The sequence below is a fragment of the Anaeromassilibacillus sp. An200 genome, from assembly GCF_002160025.1.
Taxonomy (GTDB): Bacteria; Bacillota; Clostridia; order Oscillospirales; family Acutalibacteraceae; genus Caccousia; species Caccousia stercoris.
On record NZ_NFJU01000004.1, the window covers coordinates 73802 to 87596 of the forward strand.

Consider the following 13795-nt stretch of genomic DNA (forward strand, 5'->3'; position numbering starts at 1 on the left):
AGGAGTTCTGTATGGACAAAAGGACAAGAGTTCTCAATGCTTTTGAAGGCAAGCCGGTGGATCGTCCGCCGGTGGGCTTCTGGTTCCATTTTCCCGCGGAGGAGTGTGAAGGACAAGCGTGTGTGGACGCGCATCTGAATTATTACAACCGCATTGATGTCGATTTCGCCAAAATCATGTGCGACCACTACTTTGAGTACCCGATCCCCAAGGAGATCCAGGCACCGGAGGACTGGAGCCGTCTCCAGCCCCTGGACAGGGACCATCCGTTTATACAGGAGCAGGTGGAGAGAGCCCGGCGGGTACGGGCCGGGGTGAAGGAAAACATCTGCATGTTTTACAATGTGTTTGCCCCCTTCTCTTCGATTCGTTTCGGCACTTCGGATGAATTTGTGATGCGCTCGCTCAAGGAAAATCCGGAAGCGGTGCAGCACGCGCTGAACGCCATCGCGCAAATGAACGCTCTGCTCTCCCAGCTTCTGGTGGAAGAGGGCGGAATGGACGGTATTTATTACTGTGTCCAGGGCGGTGAGCATGACCGTTTTACCCCGGAGGAATACCGTTCCCTGATTACGCCCAGCGACCTCTATGTGCTTGAGCACGCCAATCGTTTCAGCAAACACAACATCCTGCATTGCTGCGGATGGGCCGGAATTAAAAACAACCTGGAGGTATGGAAGGATTACCCCGCCGCTGTCTTTAATTGGGCCGTGTACATTGAGGGGATGGACCTCAAGGAGGGCCGGGAATATTTTGGAAAACCGGTGCTCGGAGGATTTGACAACCGTCCCACAGGCCTGCTGTTTACCGGAAGCCGTGAGGAAATCGTGCGCTTCACCAAAGAGCTGGTTCAGAATACCGGTTCACAGGGCATGATGATCGGAGCCGATTGCACGCTCCCTGCCACGATTGACAAGCAGCGGATCCAATGGGTGGTCGATGCAGTCAATGAGCTGACAGAGAAATAAAAGGCAAAGCGCCTGATTCCCAAGTGGAAATCAGGCGCTTTACTTTTTCATGCTTGTTCCAGCATAACATCAAATACAACCTTATCGGTTTCCTCCATCCCTTCCCGCGCAATGCGCCCCACAGCGTCAATCGTTTCCTCCACGCTGTTTTTCACGATGCCGTCCTGTTCGCAGTATTGCCGCTGATGAAGAGAAAGCGCGCATCCCAGCAAAGCGCCGTCGAGACCGGACGAGATTTTAGCCGCACAGGAGGGCTTCGCCCCGTCGCACAGGATTCCCGAGGTATTGGCCAGCGTATTGGTAATGCTGCGGCGGACAGCCTCCCGGTTTCCGTTTGTTTGCAGGTAACAGATGGCCGCCCCGCTCGCGCAGGTAGCGCACACAGCCCCGCAAAAAGCGGAAAGCTTTCCAATGCCCGATTTCTGATGGATGGCAAGAAGATTGGAAAGGAGAAGCGCACGGTAAAGACGTTCCCGCGGAACACCCGTTTCACGTGCGTATACAATCACGGGAACCGAGACAGCAATTCCCTGGTTCCCGCTTCCGGAATTGATGACCACGGGAAGCTCGCACCCGCTCATTCTGGCTTCGGAAGCAGCGGCCGCGAAGGCTTTCATTTTCTGATACAAATTGCTTTGGTCGAAGCAGCTGGCAATGGCAACGCCATATTTTCCGGAAAGCCCTTCCTCCGCGATCGCCATATTACAGCGGATTTGCTGCTCAATCAGATCTTCCACCTGTTCCAAACGGACGGTTTCGCAGAAATCCAGAATACCGTCTACCGTCAAAAAGGAGTCATCCGCCGCGGTTTCGCTTTCCGGTGCAGAAGAGTCCTCCTTTTCCCATACCGTTTGACCGTTTTGCGAAATTTTGATGACATTGGTATGCGAATCCCGGATTTCCACGCAGGCGCTGCCGGATTCGTTCTCCAGCGTCACCGCTACATGGAGCAGCGCTCCTCCCTCGATACGGCTCACCGTACAGATATGGCTTTGACAGGCTTCGTCAATCCGTCTCAGATCCTCCGGCGTTATGCCTGCCAGAACCTCCAGCTTTTTGTCCGGATCCCCTGCAAGGGCACCGGCTGCCGCAGCGGCCTCCATGCCTTTCCTTCCGCCTGTGTGCGGAACAAAGGCGGAATGGGCGTTTTTGATGATATTGGCGCTGCACGCCGCATGGATTTTCTTTGGCGGCCCCTTGAGGTACTTCCGGCAGAGTGCCGCCGCATAGGCAATCGCAATCGGTTCGGTGCAGCCCATAGCCGGTACAAGCTCCCTGCGGAGCACCGCGATATATCGATTTTGTTCTTCCTGATTCATGCTTTCCCTCCGTGGAAATTACATATTCCTGTGACAATGCTTTTATAAAATCATCAATTCCTTTGGGCTTTCGGTAAGGTTGCAGTGCCCTGTCTCAGTGACCAACACCATATCTTCAATGCGCACCCCAAACCTCCCCGGCAGATAAATCCCCGGCTCCACTGTTACAATCACGCCAGGCTCAAGCTCATCGGTACAGACAGGACTCAGGCGGGGCTGCTCATGAATTTCGATTCCCAGACTGTGGCCAAGCCCATGGCCAAAATAGTCGCCATATCCCATGGAAGCAATATAACCGCGCGCCGTTTCGTCAACCGCGCTGCACGGCACGCCGGGACGGATGGACTCTATAGCGCGCCTTTGTGCTTCCAGAACAATTTCGTACACACGTTTCTGCTCCTCCGTCACGCTTCCCACCGCAACGGTCCGCGTCATGTCGGAGGCATAACCGCCGATCTGGCTTCCCATATCCATCATGACAAAATCCCCGTTTTCCACCCGGCGGATGGGGCCTCCGCCATGCGGGCGGGAGGTTTTGGGACCGGAGGTCAAAATAAAATCATACGACTTGCGGTCTGACCCAAGCTTTGACATGCGGGTTCCCAGCTCAATGGCCAGATCCAACTCCGACACCCCCGGACGAAACGAGGGAAGCGTCTGTTCCAGCGCCTGCTCCGTGATCCTTTGAGCGCGGGTGAGCTTTTCCACCTCCTTGGAGGTTTTGAAGCATGGCAGCCACAATGGCCGACAACGAACGTTTCCATTTTCTTTTCATACATAAACCTCCATTTTCCTCAAGATGTAAAGTATCGTTATGCCAGGAGGCCGTCAAGGGCCTCTGATACCCAAAGAAAGCGGTTCAGCCGAAAATCCGGCAGGAACGAACAGTCCGCGCCAAGAATCAATCCTCTGTTTGAGCCGGTTTCCTCCGTATAAGAACGAACGAGACGCTGCGTTTCCTCCTGAACAGCACGCTTGCTTCCGGAGTACAAAAGCTTTCCCCGGCGGTTGTCAAAGCCGCCCATAACCGTGCGCCCGTCAAACATCTGACGCCCGCGTGCCAGAGAAAGGTTTTCAATATGAACGGCCCAGTTCACCGCACAGCCGGGATAGGTGTTCCAAATCCCCAGACGATTGGGAATCTCATCCCAGGCGCAGAAGTGAAGGATGTTATAAGGGGAAGCCTCGTTCGCGGCTTCCAGCATTTTTTTGTCGTAGGGATACACAATCCGGTAAAACTGTTCCTCTGTATACCGGCTGACTTCATTCCCCTGAAATGCGGCGAACACGCCTAAACAGCCGTATTCCTTCACCAAAAGGCTGCACAGAAGGGAAAGTTCCTCCGCCAGTACGTCAAGAGCATAGGTTACGGTTTTTTCATCCTCATACACATAATAACGAAGCTTCTCATCCCCGATCCGCCGCAGGAGGGTGAGAGGGGAAAAGACATTGGCGTAAACATAAACCTCGTCCCCGATCGCATCAACAATCCGACTGGCCCGCTCTGTAAAGGCTGTGATGTAAGCGTTTTTTCTGCCGAGCGGGCGGTATGCTTTCAGATCACTCAGACTGTGCACATCCAGAGAACAGGGAGCCGTCAATCCGTCGTGCATGACCTTGATAAAATCCAAATCGGTTTTTCGGTAAAACTCAATATGCTTTTCCACACACAGCGCGCCATGTGCCTGCGGGCCGGAAAAATGCCTCCAGAAGCTGACGGGCGGGCGATCCACCGGTTCCCCCTTCAACGCCGCCAAAAGACGTTCTTTTTTTGTCACATCTGTCTCCCCTTGTTCTCCGTTCACCGGCACATAAAAAATAAAATGTGTGTTGAAAAGAACGGATACGGATGATAAAATGAGTTACATACGGATTTCACATACTTCCCAGAAGAATTTTGTCAATTTCTTCCAACTCTTCTTGCGAGAATTGCATGTTCTCCTGCGCCTTGAGGTTCTCTTCAATCTGCTGCACCTTGCTGGCGCCAATAATCAGAGAGATCATCTGCGGATTGCGCAGATTCCATGCAAGAGCCATTTGGGAAAGGCTTTGCCCTCTTCTTTGAGCAATCGCGTCAAGCTTTTTGGCCTTCTCCACCTTTTCCTGCGTAACCCCGTCCCGAGTCAGGAAAACGCTGTGTCCGTTGGCGCGGGAGTCCTCCGGAATGCCGTTAAAGTAGCGGTTTGTGAGAAGCCCCTGTGCGAGTGAGGAGTACGCAATGCACCCGATCCCCTCATCCTCCAGCGCCTGGAACAGACCGTTTTCCGGTGCTCGGTTGAACATGCTGTAATTGGGCTGATGAATCAGACAATGGATTCCCATCCCCTTGAGAATCTGGCTGGCACGGCGGGTATCCTCCGCACTGTAATTGGAAATGCCGACATAGAGCGCTTTCCCCTGGCGTACCGCGCAGGCCAGCGCCTCCATGGATTCCTCCAGCGGCGTATCCGGATCGGGGCGGTGATGATAGAAAATATCCACGTAATCCAGCCCAAGCCGCTTCAGGCTTTGATCCAGAGAGGCAAGCAGGTTCTTTTTGGAGCCCCACTCCCCATAAGGACCGGGCCACATGTAATATCCGGCTTTTGTGGAGATTATGAGCTCATCGCGATACGGCGCGAGATCCTCTTTGAGAATCCGTCCGAAGGTAATCTCGGCGCTTCCCGGCCTTGGGCCATAGTTGTTTGCAATATCAAAATGGGTAATGCCTTTGTCAAACGCAAAAAGCGCAAGCTCCCTTGCCCGCTCATACGGTACATTTTCACCGAAATTGTGCCACAGCCCCAGGGAAAGGAAGGGCAGCCGAATCCCGCTTTTTCCACACCGGTTGTAAAGCATATGGTCATATCTGCTCGTGTCTGCACAATACAAGAAAATTCCTCCTTTGTTTTACAGTTTCTTGAGATTTATTTCTTGTTTTTTGGTTGATGTACTTATATTAATCGACTAAAGCGATATTTTCCTCTTGAAAAAGGACAGATTTTATGCAAAAAAACCAACTCCCAGATTTATCCTGGAATTCAGAAGCTATCCGCTCGCAGCAGACTTCCCTGTGATTGCCCTGCTCAACGGCCAGTTTCTCTTTCCCAAGTCGCGTTCCCTTCCCAACTACATGCACTTTCACAACTGTATGGAGATCGGTTATGTCTTTTCTGGGGACACCACGCTGGCCGTGGAGGATCAGACCTTTCCCATCCATGCCGGAGATCTGTTTTTGATTCCTCCCTATGCCAGCCATATTACCTTTCAGGGAGACGGGGAAAATCGCATGGACGACCCGAACATAGAATACCTTTATGTGGATGCTGTACGTCTCCTGGAGAAGGTCTTCCCTGCTTCCATCGACAGGATTCGGTTTTTTCAGCATAATTCTCCAGAATTCCCCTATGTGGTCCATACCGGCGAAAATGAACGAGCGGCTTCGCTGCTGCTCGAAATTCTCCAGCATATGCGCGAGAAAAAGGAGTGCCATCAAGACTGTATCCGTGCCCTGGCGCTGCTTTTGCTGACAGAGCTGGAAAAGTCGCTTCCATCCGTAACCTCTTCGGAAAACAATTCTCCCCAGTCCAGGCAGGTGTTTCGCCTCTCTGCCGCTGTGGAGTATATCAACGACCATTACATGGAGCACATCCCGCCGAAAACTCTGGCTGATCTCTGTTTTACCAGCCTGACCAGCTTCCGGCGTATTTTTAAAAACGCTGTGGGGCTTTCTCCACTGGAATACATCCATCATATCCGGATCCGAAAGGCCCAGATTCTTCTTTTCAGTACCGAAGAATCCATTCTGGACATCTCCCTGAGCGTGGGATTTTCCTCTCCTTCCAGCTTCAACCGCCGTTTTGCGGAAATCGTCGGAATGTCTCCGCTCAAATACAGGAACTACTGCCGTTCCATCCAAAAAAAGAATTTTGTCCGGTCGGAGTTTGAACTGTAGCCCTGCAAAGAGCCAGCGCGGAAAATTTCCGCGCTGGCTCTTGCGTTTCTATGGACGGCAGACTAATATAAAAGCAAATCGCCTTTTCGGCCAATCCGTATCTGGCTCATAAAAAGGAGGAGTTGTTATGAAGCTTTGGTATACACGGGAAGCACTCGAATGGACGCAGGCCCTGCCGATTGGAAACGGACACTTGGGCGCAATGTGCTACGGCGGTGCATCCGGGCGGTTCGATCTCTCGGAAAACACCTGCTGGTCAGGAGAAAACCAGCCCTGTCCGCTGGACAAAAACGCGGGCGAAAAGATGCACAGGGCAAGGGAATATCTTTTGGCCGGAGACTATGAACAGGCCGACCGGCTTTTGGAAAGCTGCATTGGGCAAAAGGGAAATTACGGCACACAGGTTCCGCTCGGCAGACTGATGGCCGCGCTTGAAGCGGAGCCAGTCTCCCAAACCCGCGAGCTTGAGCTGGAGACAGGCCTTGCACTTGATGGGATCGCACTCGAAGGCGGGAAAGTGCGGCGGGAAAGCTTTGCCTCCAATCCCGATAAGGTAATGGCCGTGCGCATGACGGCGCAGGGAGAGCGGCGCACCTTCTGCCTCTGGACCGAGGGATGGAGTCAGCCATGCCATACCGACTGGGACGAAACAGCACACACACTCACCGTATCGGGACGCGCGCTGGAAAACATCCACAGTGACGGTCTCACAGGCGTGTCTTACTGCATTTGCCTGCACTATGAGACGGACGGCGAGGTTTCATGGAACCGCCGCGGTCTTGTGATGGAAAACGCCTCCGCACTGACGGTTTTTCTCACGGCGGCCACGGATTTTTCGGGAAACAATCCGGAAGAACTCTGCCGCAGGCGTGTGTTGAAGGCGGTTGCAAAAGGATATGACGCCGTACGTGCCGATCATCTCGCGGAACATACAAAAGCCATGAACCGCTGCACCTTCACCATGCCGGACACTCGCGCACAGCTTCCGACAGACGAACGCATCCGCGCTTTTGCGGAGCATGACGGAGGGGATAACGGGCTTATTTCCCTCTTTTTCCAATACGGCAGGTATCTGCTGTTCGGATCCTCCCGCCCCGATTCACTCCTCCCCGCCGCCCTGCAGGGGGTATGGAACGATGACCGCGCCTGCCGCATGGAGTGGACGGACGACATGCACCTTGATATCAACACACAGATGAACTACTATCCGGCGGAGAAAACCGGGCTTGGTGACTGTGCCGCGCCGCTTCTGCGCTGGATCCGGGACATCCTTGCTCCAAACGGAACAAAAACGGCACAGACCCTTTACGGAGCCCAAGGCTGGTGCGCACACACCATCTCCAACGCCTTCGGCTGGGCCGCGCCCGGCTGGGATATCTCCTGGGGCTTCAGCATCTCCTGCGGCGGCTGGATTGCGCTCTCCATCTGGGAGCATTATCAGTACACTGAGGACCGCGCGTTCCTCTCCGACTATTATGAAACACTGCGGGAAAGCGCTCGTTTCCTCTGCGATATCCTGATGGAGGAACCGAAAAGCGGCGAGCTTGTAACGGTTCCGTCCTATTCGCCGGAAAATGCGTTCTTATGGGAAGGAAAACCGCACTGTCTGGCGGTGGGCGGCACATTTGACACGGCGGTGACACGCGCCGTGTTTCTCGCTGTGCGGGAAGCAGCCTCTATTCTTGGCCGGGAGGATGACTTTACCCGCTCGCTGGCAAAGGTGCTCGACCGACTGCCGCCGTTCCGCGCCGGAAAGCATGGACAGCTTATGGAATGGCATGAGGACTTTGAGGAAGTGTACCCCGACCACCGCCATATGTCACATGTGCTTTCCCTCCATCCGTTGGGGCTTCTCTCCCCCGACCGCGATCCGGCGCTGTGTGAAGCTGTCCGCACGACGCTTCGCCGCCGTCTTGGCGAGAATGCAAAGGACATTGTATACGCCAACTGGGCGGGTGCGCTGCTGATTCTTTTCCATGCCCGCCTGCGTGAACGGGAAAAAGCGGGAGAATTCATCAAGCCGATGATCTCCTTTTTAAGCCGGGACAATATGATGATCACCCATCAGGGGCCGACCACCTCGATCACTGGCGGAATTTACGAGCTCGACGGCAACACGGGCTTTACCGCCGGTGTGGCAGAGATGCTTTTGCAGGATGGCGCGCAAGGGGAACTGCTCCTGCTGCCCGCCGTACCGGCAGAATGGAAAACCGGCTCATTTACCGGCCTGCGCGCCCATGGCGGACATGAGGTTTCCGTTTCCTGGGACGAGACGTCACTGAGCGGCTCCCTTCTTCCGGCACGTGATGCACAGCTGCTCCTGCGCGCTTACGGACAGGAGCAAAAAATCACTGTTTCTGCCGGACAACCGGCGGTTTTCCACTTCCAGCGCTGAGAAAAAACGATCCGCCCCGGTTACGGTCTCGATGACCGTGCCCTGGGGCGGCAAGCTTCATTGGCGCGAGAGCATTACAAGGCTCCATCAATATCACATGAAACAGAGGCGTTTATTATGACAACACCATCCGTTCGAATCGGCCTGATCGGAATCGGAAACATCGGCAGCGCACACCTGCGCTGGATGCTGGAACATCCCGAGGACGGCCTGTCCGTTGCGGCCCTGTGCGACATCGATCCGCAAAAGCGCGAACTGCTGCACCGCGAGGTTCCGGGGGTTCCTGTTTTCGCCACCCACGAGGAAATGCTTGCCTCTGGATTAACGGAAGCGGTGATCGTCGCCGCTCCCCATAAGGTGCACCCCCTTGCGGCGATCCACGCATTCCAGGCAGGCCAGCATGTGCTGATCGAAAAGCCTGCCGGCGTATCCGTCCGCAGCGTGCGCCGCATGAACGAGGAGGCGGAAAAAAGCGGGAAGATTTTTGCCATCATGTTCAACCAGCGCACCAACCCGCTCTTCGCCCGGGCGCGGGAGATTGTCCAAAGCGGGCAGCTCGGCGTGCCGAAGCGCCTGGTGTGGATCGTGACAAACTGGTACCGCACACAGGCCTATTACAACTCCGGCTCCTGGCGCGCCACCTGGAACGGTGAGGGCGGCGGTGTACTGCTCAACCAGGCTCCGCACAATCTCGACCTGTGGCAATGGATTTTCGGGATGCCTAAGCGCATTTTCGCCTTCTGCTCGTTTGGCAAATACCACCGGATCGCCGTGGAGGATGATGTGACCATCCAGGCCGAGTACGAGAACGGCGCGAGCGCGACATTCATCACCACGACGGGAGAAACGCCCGGCACCAACCGGCTGGAGATCTCCGGGGATCGCGGCCGTCTGGTGCTTGAAAACGGCAGCCTTCTGTGGCAGCGGCTGGACGCTCCGGAACGCGAGTTCTGCTTTTCCGCCAAGGAGGGTTTCTTCCAGCCGCAAGTACAGGAGGAACGCTTCTCCGCGCCGGAACCGGACGGTCACCCGATCATTCTGCAAAACTTTGCGCGGGCCATTCTGCACGGAGAGCCGCTGATCGCTCCCGGAGCTGAGGGAATCCGCTCGCTCTCCATCTCAAACGCCGCCTATCTCTCCGCATGGACAAACAGCTGGGCTGATCTTCCGGTGGACGAGGAGCGTTTTGAAGGCTTTCTCACACAGCGTCAGGAGGAAGAGCGTCTGTCCCCCCGCCGGACCGTACAGACAGAGAAAATGAGCGAAGAGTATCAGACGCGGTGGAGTGTGCGCTGGTAAAACCTTCTCTCCGTTTGTCCGGCAGCTCCATTGTCAGCCAATCCCATACACGGAACAAACAGACAGCTTCTTTTCCAGCTCCTGTAAGCTTACCGGTTCCTTTGAAACCGCAACAACATCCACTGTCACACGGCTGCCGGTCAAGTCAAAATAGTTATCCGTAAAGCGAACCGGAAGATCGCCCGCTGAGAGACGCACACCGCGCGCGTAGGCAGAAGCGGACACACGCACAGAAATTTTTCCGTCATGCAAAAGCACATCGGCTGTAAGACACGGGTCCAAAAACTCAAAATGCTTCGGCTTGACAAACAGCGCTGTGTCGCGGGACAGGAGAGAACCGTTTTCGTCCAGCAGCTCACAGCAGAAATAGCAGGAGTATCTCTGTTCCTCCGTGAGAGTATCCACCGGCTGCACCAGCACATCCAGACTGGAAAGAGCATCCACCGTGCAGCTCTGCTCCAAAGAAAGCACCTCCTGGTTGGCGGCGGTGCGGATTCCGGCCCGCACGGTTCCGCGGAACACGTTTCTTGTTTCATTGGAAATATTCAAAACGGCTTTGCCGTCTCCCAGATGGATGGAAAGCAGAACCGGAGCGAAGAAACGCTTTGCGGCGTAATGCAGCGCCTTCCATCTGCCGTAATAGTCCACGCTGGCCCAGGACGGTCCCGACCAGATATCATTGAGCTGCCAGTACACGGCTCCCATGCAGCGCCCCCGGAAGCGGCGGAAATGCTCTACGCCGTATTTGATAGCGTCCATCTGCAAAAGCTGTGAGGCATAGACAAAGTTTTCAAAGCTGGATGGGTAGCGGTATTCTCCCGCAAGATAATTCAGTATCTTCTGGTTCCCTCCCGCACATTTCTGATGGCTCTCCATCACGCGGGAAAACGGGTTCATATCCTTTTCTTCCCCGATCCCGCGCAGCGTCTCACAGTCCGGGAAGGCTTCAAAGCCAAATTCCGAGCAGAAGCGGAAATAATAGTTCCGGTAATCCTCGAACGGTTTGCTTCCGTGCCACACATCCCAATAGTGGACGTCGCCGCCGTCAGGGGAATTCGGGTTGTCAAAGCCGCCGTTGGTGGAGGGGGAAGCGGGCCAGTAAAAGGTCTGCGGAGCGTACTGCCTGACGATGCGCGGCAGCAGTCTTTCATACAGCTCCAGATAATCCATCCGCAGCGTCTCGTTTTTCGGCAGTCCCCAATCGACCCACGCCATTTCCATCTCATTGTTGCCGCAGAGAAGCCCCAGGCTTGGATGGCTGCGCAGCCGTTTGATGTTATGGACAAACTCCCGCGTGACGCTCTCCCGGAAGGCATCGGTCAGCCGGTAGACCGCACAGGCGAACATGAAGTCCTGCCATACAATCAGGCCGTTTTCATCGCAGAGATCAAACAGGGCATCGTCCGGATAATAGCCGCCTCCCCATACGCGCAGGCAGTTGTAATTCGCTTCCACGCAGGAACGAATCAACGCCGCCGTGCGCTCGGGCGTTACCCGCGGGATCAGATTGTCCTCGGGGATGTAGTCGGCGCCCATGGCAAAAATCTTGACGCCGTTCACCACAAAGGCAAACTCACTGCCCCATCGATCCTGGGCTGTGCTGACGGTAAGCGTGCGCAGGCCAATTCGTTTCGTCTGCTCCCCCTGCTCTCCCGCACACACCGTCACCGTATAAAGCGGCTGTTCACCGTAGCCATGCGGCCACCACAGGCGAGGGGATTCCACCATGAAGGAGGCTTTCCCGTCCGCCAGCGGGGCATCCATCTGCCCACCGTCCGGATCCTTTACCGATACAACGCCATTGTGCGGCACGCCGTCCGAAAACTCGGCTGTCACCGTCAGTTCGACGCTCCCATCCTTTCTATGGTGCTGCAAGACCAGAAAATCCTCCAACCGGGCTCCATCATACGCCAGCAGCCTGACACCGCGATAAATTCCCATATCCGGAAGCTGCGGACCCCAATCCCAACCAAACATACAGTGCGCCTTGCGCAGATGCTGGTAGCCCCGCATCGTCATCCATTCCTCTTGTCCCCAGAGATGATCGGCGTCCTGCGCCTCTTCCGCGCACCGGATGGGGGAATCGATCTCCACACGCAGCGTGTTCGTCCCCTCCCGTGCGGCGAAGCCGATCTCGAAATCCCATGCGGCAAACATATTGTCCGCCCGGCCCACTGGGACACCGTTGACAAACACCGTGGCAATGGTATCTATGCAGTCAAAGCGCAAAATTAAATGCTCCCTTTTCAGCTCATCCCCCGTGAGGTGGAAGCTTGTGAAAAAGACGGAATCATTCCGGCTCAGCTCACGGACCGAAAATTCGTTCAGCCCATAAAAAGGATCCGGAATTTTGCCTTCCCGCAGCAGCACCGTGTAAACGGAAGCTGGCAGAGCGGTCGTAAAGGTTCCGTATGGCTCAAATGTCATACTCCAATTTTGATTCAGATTTTTTTCCAATGTACGCCGCCTTCTTTTCTGAGATGTTTAAAAATACAGAAAGATGCTGTCTGTGACCTTTCTGTGGATCTATAATCCCCTTATTTGTGCAGCGCCTTTTCACAGGCTTCAAACAGTCCATTAAGGTATGCCGCGCCGAGCGCGCGGTCATACAGACCATAACCGGGCTTCCCTGTCTCCCCCCAGATCATCCTGCCGTGATCGGGACGGACGTAGCCATCAAATCCGGTCTCCACGAGCGCTTTCACGATCTCATAAATATCCAAAGAACCGCAGGCGGACAAGTGAGCGCGCTCCTCGAAGGAGCCGTCCTCCAGCCTCTGTACATTGCGGATGTGCATGAAGGCGATCCGTCCCATGGAAGAATATTTGCGCACCATGGCCGCAACATCGTTGAAGGCCGCGCACCCCAGGCTTCCGGTGCACAGGCACAGACAGTTGGCAGAGCTGTCCACGATGCGGAGCAGACGATCAAGGTTTTCCTCACAGGTGATGATGCGGGGCAGGCCGAAAATGGCATACGGCGGATCATCCGGGTGAATAGCCATTTTCACGCCGCACGATTCCGCCACCGGAATCACAGCTTTGAGGAAGCGTTCCAGATTCGCCCAGAGCCCCTCCTCGCCGAGAGCCCCATAGGCCGCAATCAGTTCCCGGACCTCCTCCTGGCTGTAGCTTGCGTCCCAACCCGGAAGATGAATGTCGTCCGTCAGAGGATCCAGGCCCGTCATCTGATCGTGATACAAGACCAGACTGGTGGAGCCGTCCGGCGCTTTTCTGTCCAGCTGAGTCCGCGTCCAGTCAAACACCGGCATGAAATTATACGTCACACACTTAACGCCAAACTCCGCGCACCGCCGGATGTTTTCACAGTATGTCTCCAGCAGGCGATCCACCTCGCCGCGCCCCAGCTTGATATCCTCATGCACAGGAATGGATTCTACCACATCGAAAACCAGACCGTTTTCTTCGCAGTCCCGCCGCAGGGCAGCCAGACTCTCCCTTGGCCACACCTCGCCGGGTTTAACAGCATATACTGCCGTCACAATACTGCGCATTCCGGGAATCTGACGAATATACCCAAGCGGGATCGTATCCTCTGGACCATACCACCGAAATGAAAGCTTCATTTGTCATTCCCCCTCTTTCTCAAACCTGAAGCATCACATTTTTCAATTTTCAGGTTCACTTCAGTATCATTACTAAAATCCACAACCCCAAAATGAGCAGCACAATTCCCAGCATCAAAAAGGTTATCTGCCGGCAAACCTTGGCGCGGCGGCGCGAATCGGGCTGATCCGATGGCTTATAGATCGACCTCCAGTTAAGAAGAATTCCTGTCATAAGCACCACACCCAAGACCGCCGCAATAAAACGCCAATTATCCCTGAAAAAGGAAATTACAGTTCGCTTGTCCATTTCG

11 protein-coding genes are annotated in these 13795 nt (G+C 55.0%); 4 read left to right on the forward strand and 7 right to left on the reverse strand.

Annotated features, from left to right (window positions below; all coding sequences use genetic code 11):
* The first annotated feature begins 11 nt into the window (after positions 1 to 11).
* The gene (locus tag B5F35_RS03115) at positions 12 to 968 is read left to right on the forward strand and encodes a uroporphyrinogen decarboxylase family protein (protein WP_087237982.1); all 957 of its coding nucleotides are present in this window, start codon (positions 12 to 14) and stop codon (positions 966 to 968) included.
* Between the two features lie 47 nt (positions 969 to 1015).
* Here B5F35_RS03115 and B5F35_RS03120 read toward each other — a convergent pair whose 3' ends face one another.
* The 4 genes from B5F35_RS03120 to B5F35_RS03135 all read right to left on the reverse strand — a co-directional run bounded on the left by B5F35_RS03120 (position 1016) and on the right by B5F35_RS03135 (position 5125).
* The gene (locus B5F35_RS03120; RefSeq protein WP_087237984.1) at positions 1016 to 2287 is read right to left on the reverse strand and encodes an L-cysteine desulfidase family protein; all 1272 of its coding nucleotides are present in this window, start codon (positions 2285 to 2287) and stop codon (positions 1016 to 1018) included.
* Positions 2288 to 2329: 42 nt separating this feature from the next.
* Positions 2330 to 2995, reverse strand: a complete 666-nt coding sequence (locus tag B5F35_RS03125) for a M24 family metallopeptidase (protein ID WP_162611315.1) — start codon at positions 2993 to 2995, stop codon at positions 2330 to 2332.
* A 104-nt stretch (positions 2996 to 3099) separates the two neighbouring features.
* Positions 3100 to 4065 carry a uroporphyrinogen decarboxylase family protein gene (locus tag B5F35_RS03130; protein ID WP_087237988.1) on the reverse strand — a complete coding sequence of 322 codons (966 nt, stop codon included), beginning with the start codon at positions 4063 to 4065 and terminating at the stop codon, positions 3100 to 3102.
* Positions 4066 to 4162: 97 nt separating this feature from the next.
* Complete coding sequence (locus B5F35_RS03135; protein ID WP_087238153.1) at positions 4163 to 5125, reverse strand: aldo/keto reductase; 963 nt, start codon at positions 5123 to 5125, stop codon at positions 4163 to 4165.
* 214 nt (positions 5126 to 5339) lie between these two features.
* Here B5F35_RS03135 and B5F35_RS03140 point away from each other — a divergent pair, with 214 nt between their 5' ends.
* The 3 genes from B5F35_RS03140 (at position 5340) to B5F35_RS03150 (ending at position 9915) form a co-directional block, all read left to right on the forward strand.
* Positions 5340 to 6221, forward strand: a complete 882-nt coding sequence (locus tag B5F35_RS03140; protein ID WP_140401129.1) for an AraC family transcriptional regulator — start codon at positions 5340 to 5342, stop codon at positions 6219 to 6221.
* A gap of 127 nt (positions 6222 to 6348) precedes the next feature.
* Positions 6349 to 8616 carry a glycoside hydrolase family 95 protein gene (locus B5F35_RS03145; protein ID WP_087237992.1) on the forward strand — a complete coding sequence of 756 codons (2268 nt, stop codon included), beginning with the start codon at positions 6349 to 6351 and terminating at the stop codon, positions 8614 to 8616.
* A 117-nt stretch (positions 8617 to 8733) separates the two neighbouring features.
* A complete protein-coding gene (locus B5F35_RS03150) occupies positions 8734 to 9915 on the forward strand; it encodes a Gfo/Idh/MocA family protein (RefSeq protein ID WP_087237994.1) in 1182 nt (393 codons plus the stop codon).
* Positions 9916 to 9948: 33 nt separating this feature from the next.
* Here B5F35_RS03150 and B5F35_RS03155 read toward each other — a convergent pair whose 3' ends face one another.
* The 3 genes from B5F35_RS03155 to B5F35_RS03165 form a co-directional block, all read right to left on the reverse strand.
* Positions 9949 to 12342 (reverse strand): beta-mannosidase, encoded by a 2394-nt coding sequence (locus tag B5F35_RS03155; RefSeq protein ID WP_140401130.1) that lies wholly within the window; start codon positions 12340 to 12342, stop codon positions 9949 to 9951.
* A gap of 110 nt (positions 12343 to 12452) precedes the next feature.
* Positions 12453 to 13502 (reverse strand): mannonate dehydratase, encoded by a 1050-nt coding sequence (uxuA, locus tag B5F35_RS03160; RefSeq protein ID WP_087237998.1) that lies wholly within the window; start codon positions 13500 to 13502, stop codon positions 12453 to 12455.
* A gap of 55 nt (positions 13503 to 13557) precedes the next feature.
* A complete protein-coding gene (locus tag B5F35_RS03165) occupies positions 13558 to 13791 on the reverse strand; it encodes a hypothetical protein (RefSeq protein ID WP_087238000.1) in 234 nt (77 codons plus the stop codon).
* Positions 13792 to 13795: the final 4 nt, after the last annotated feature.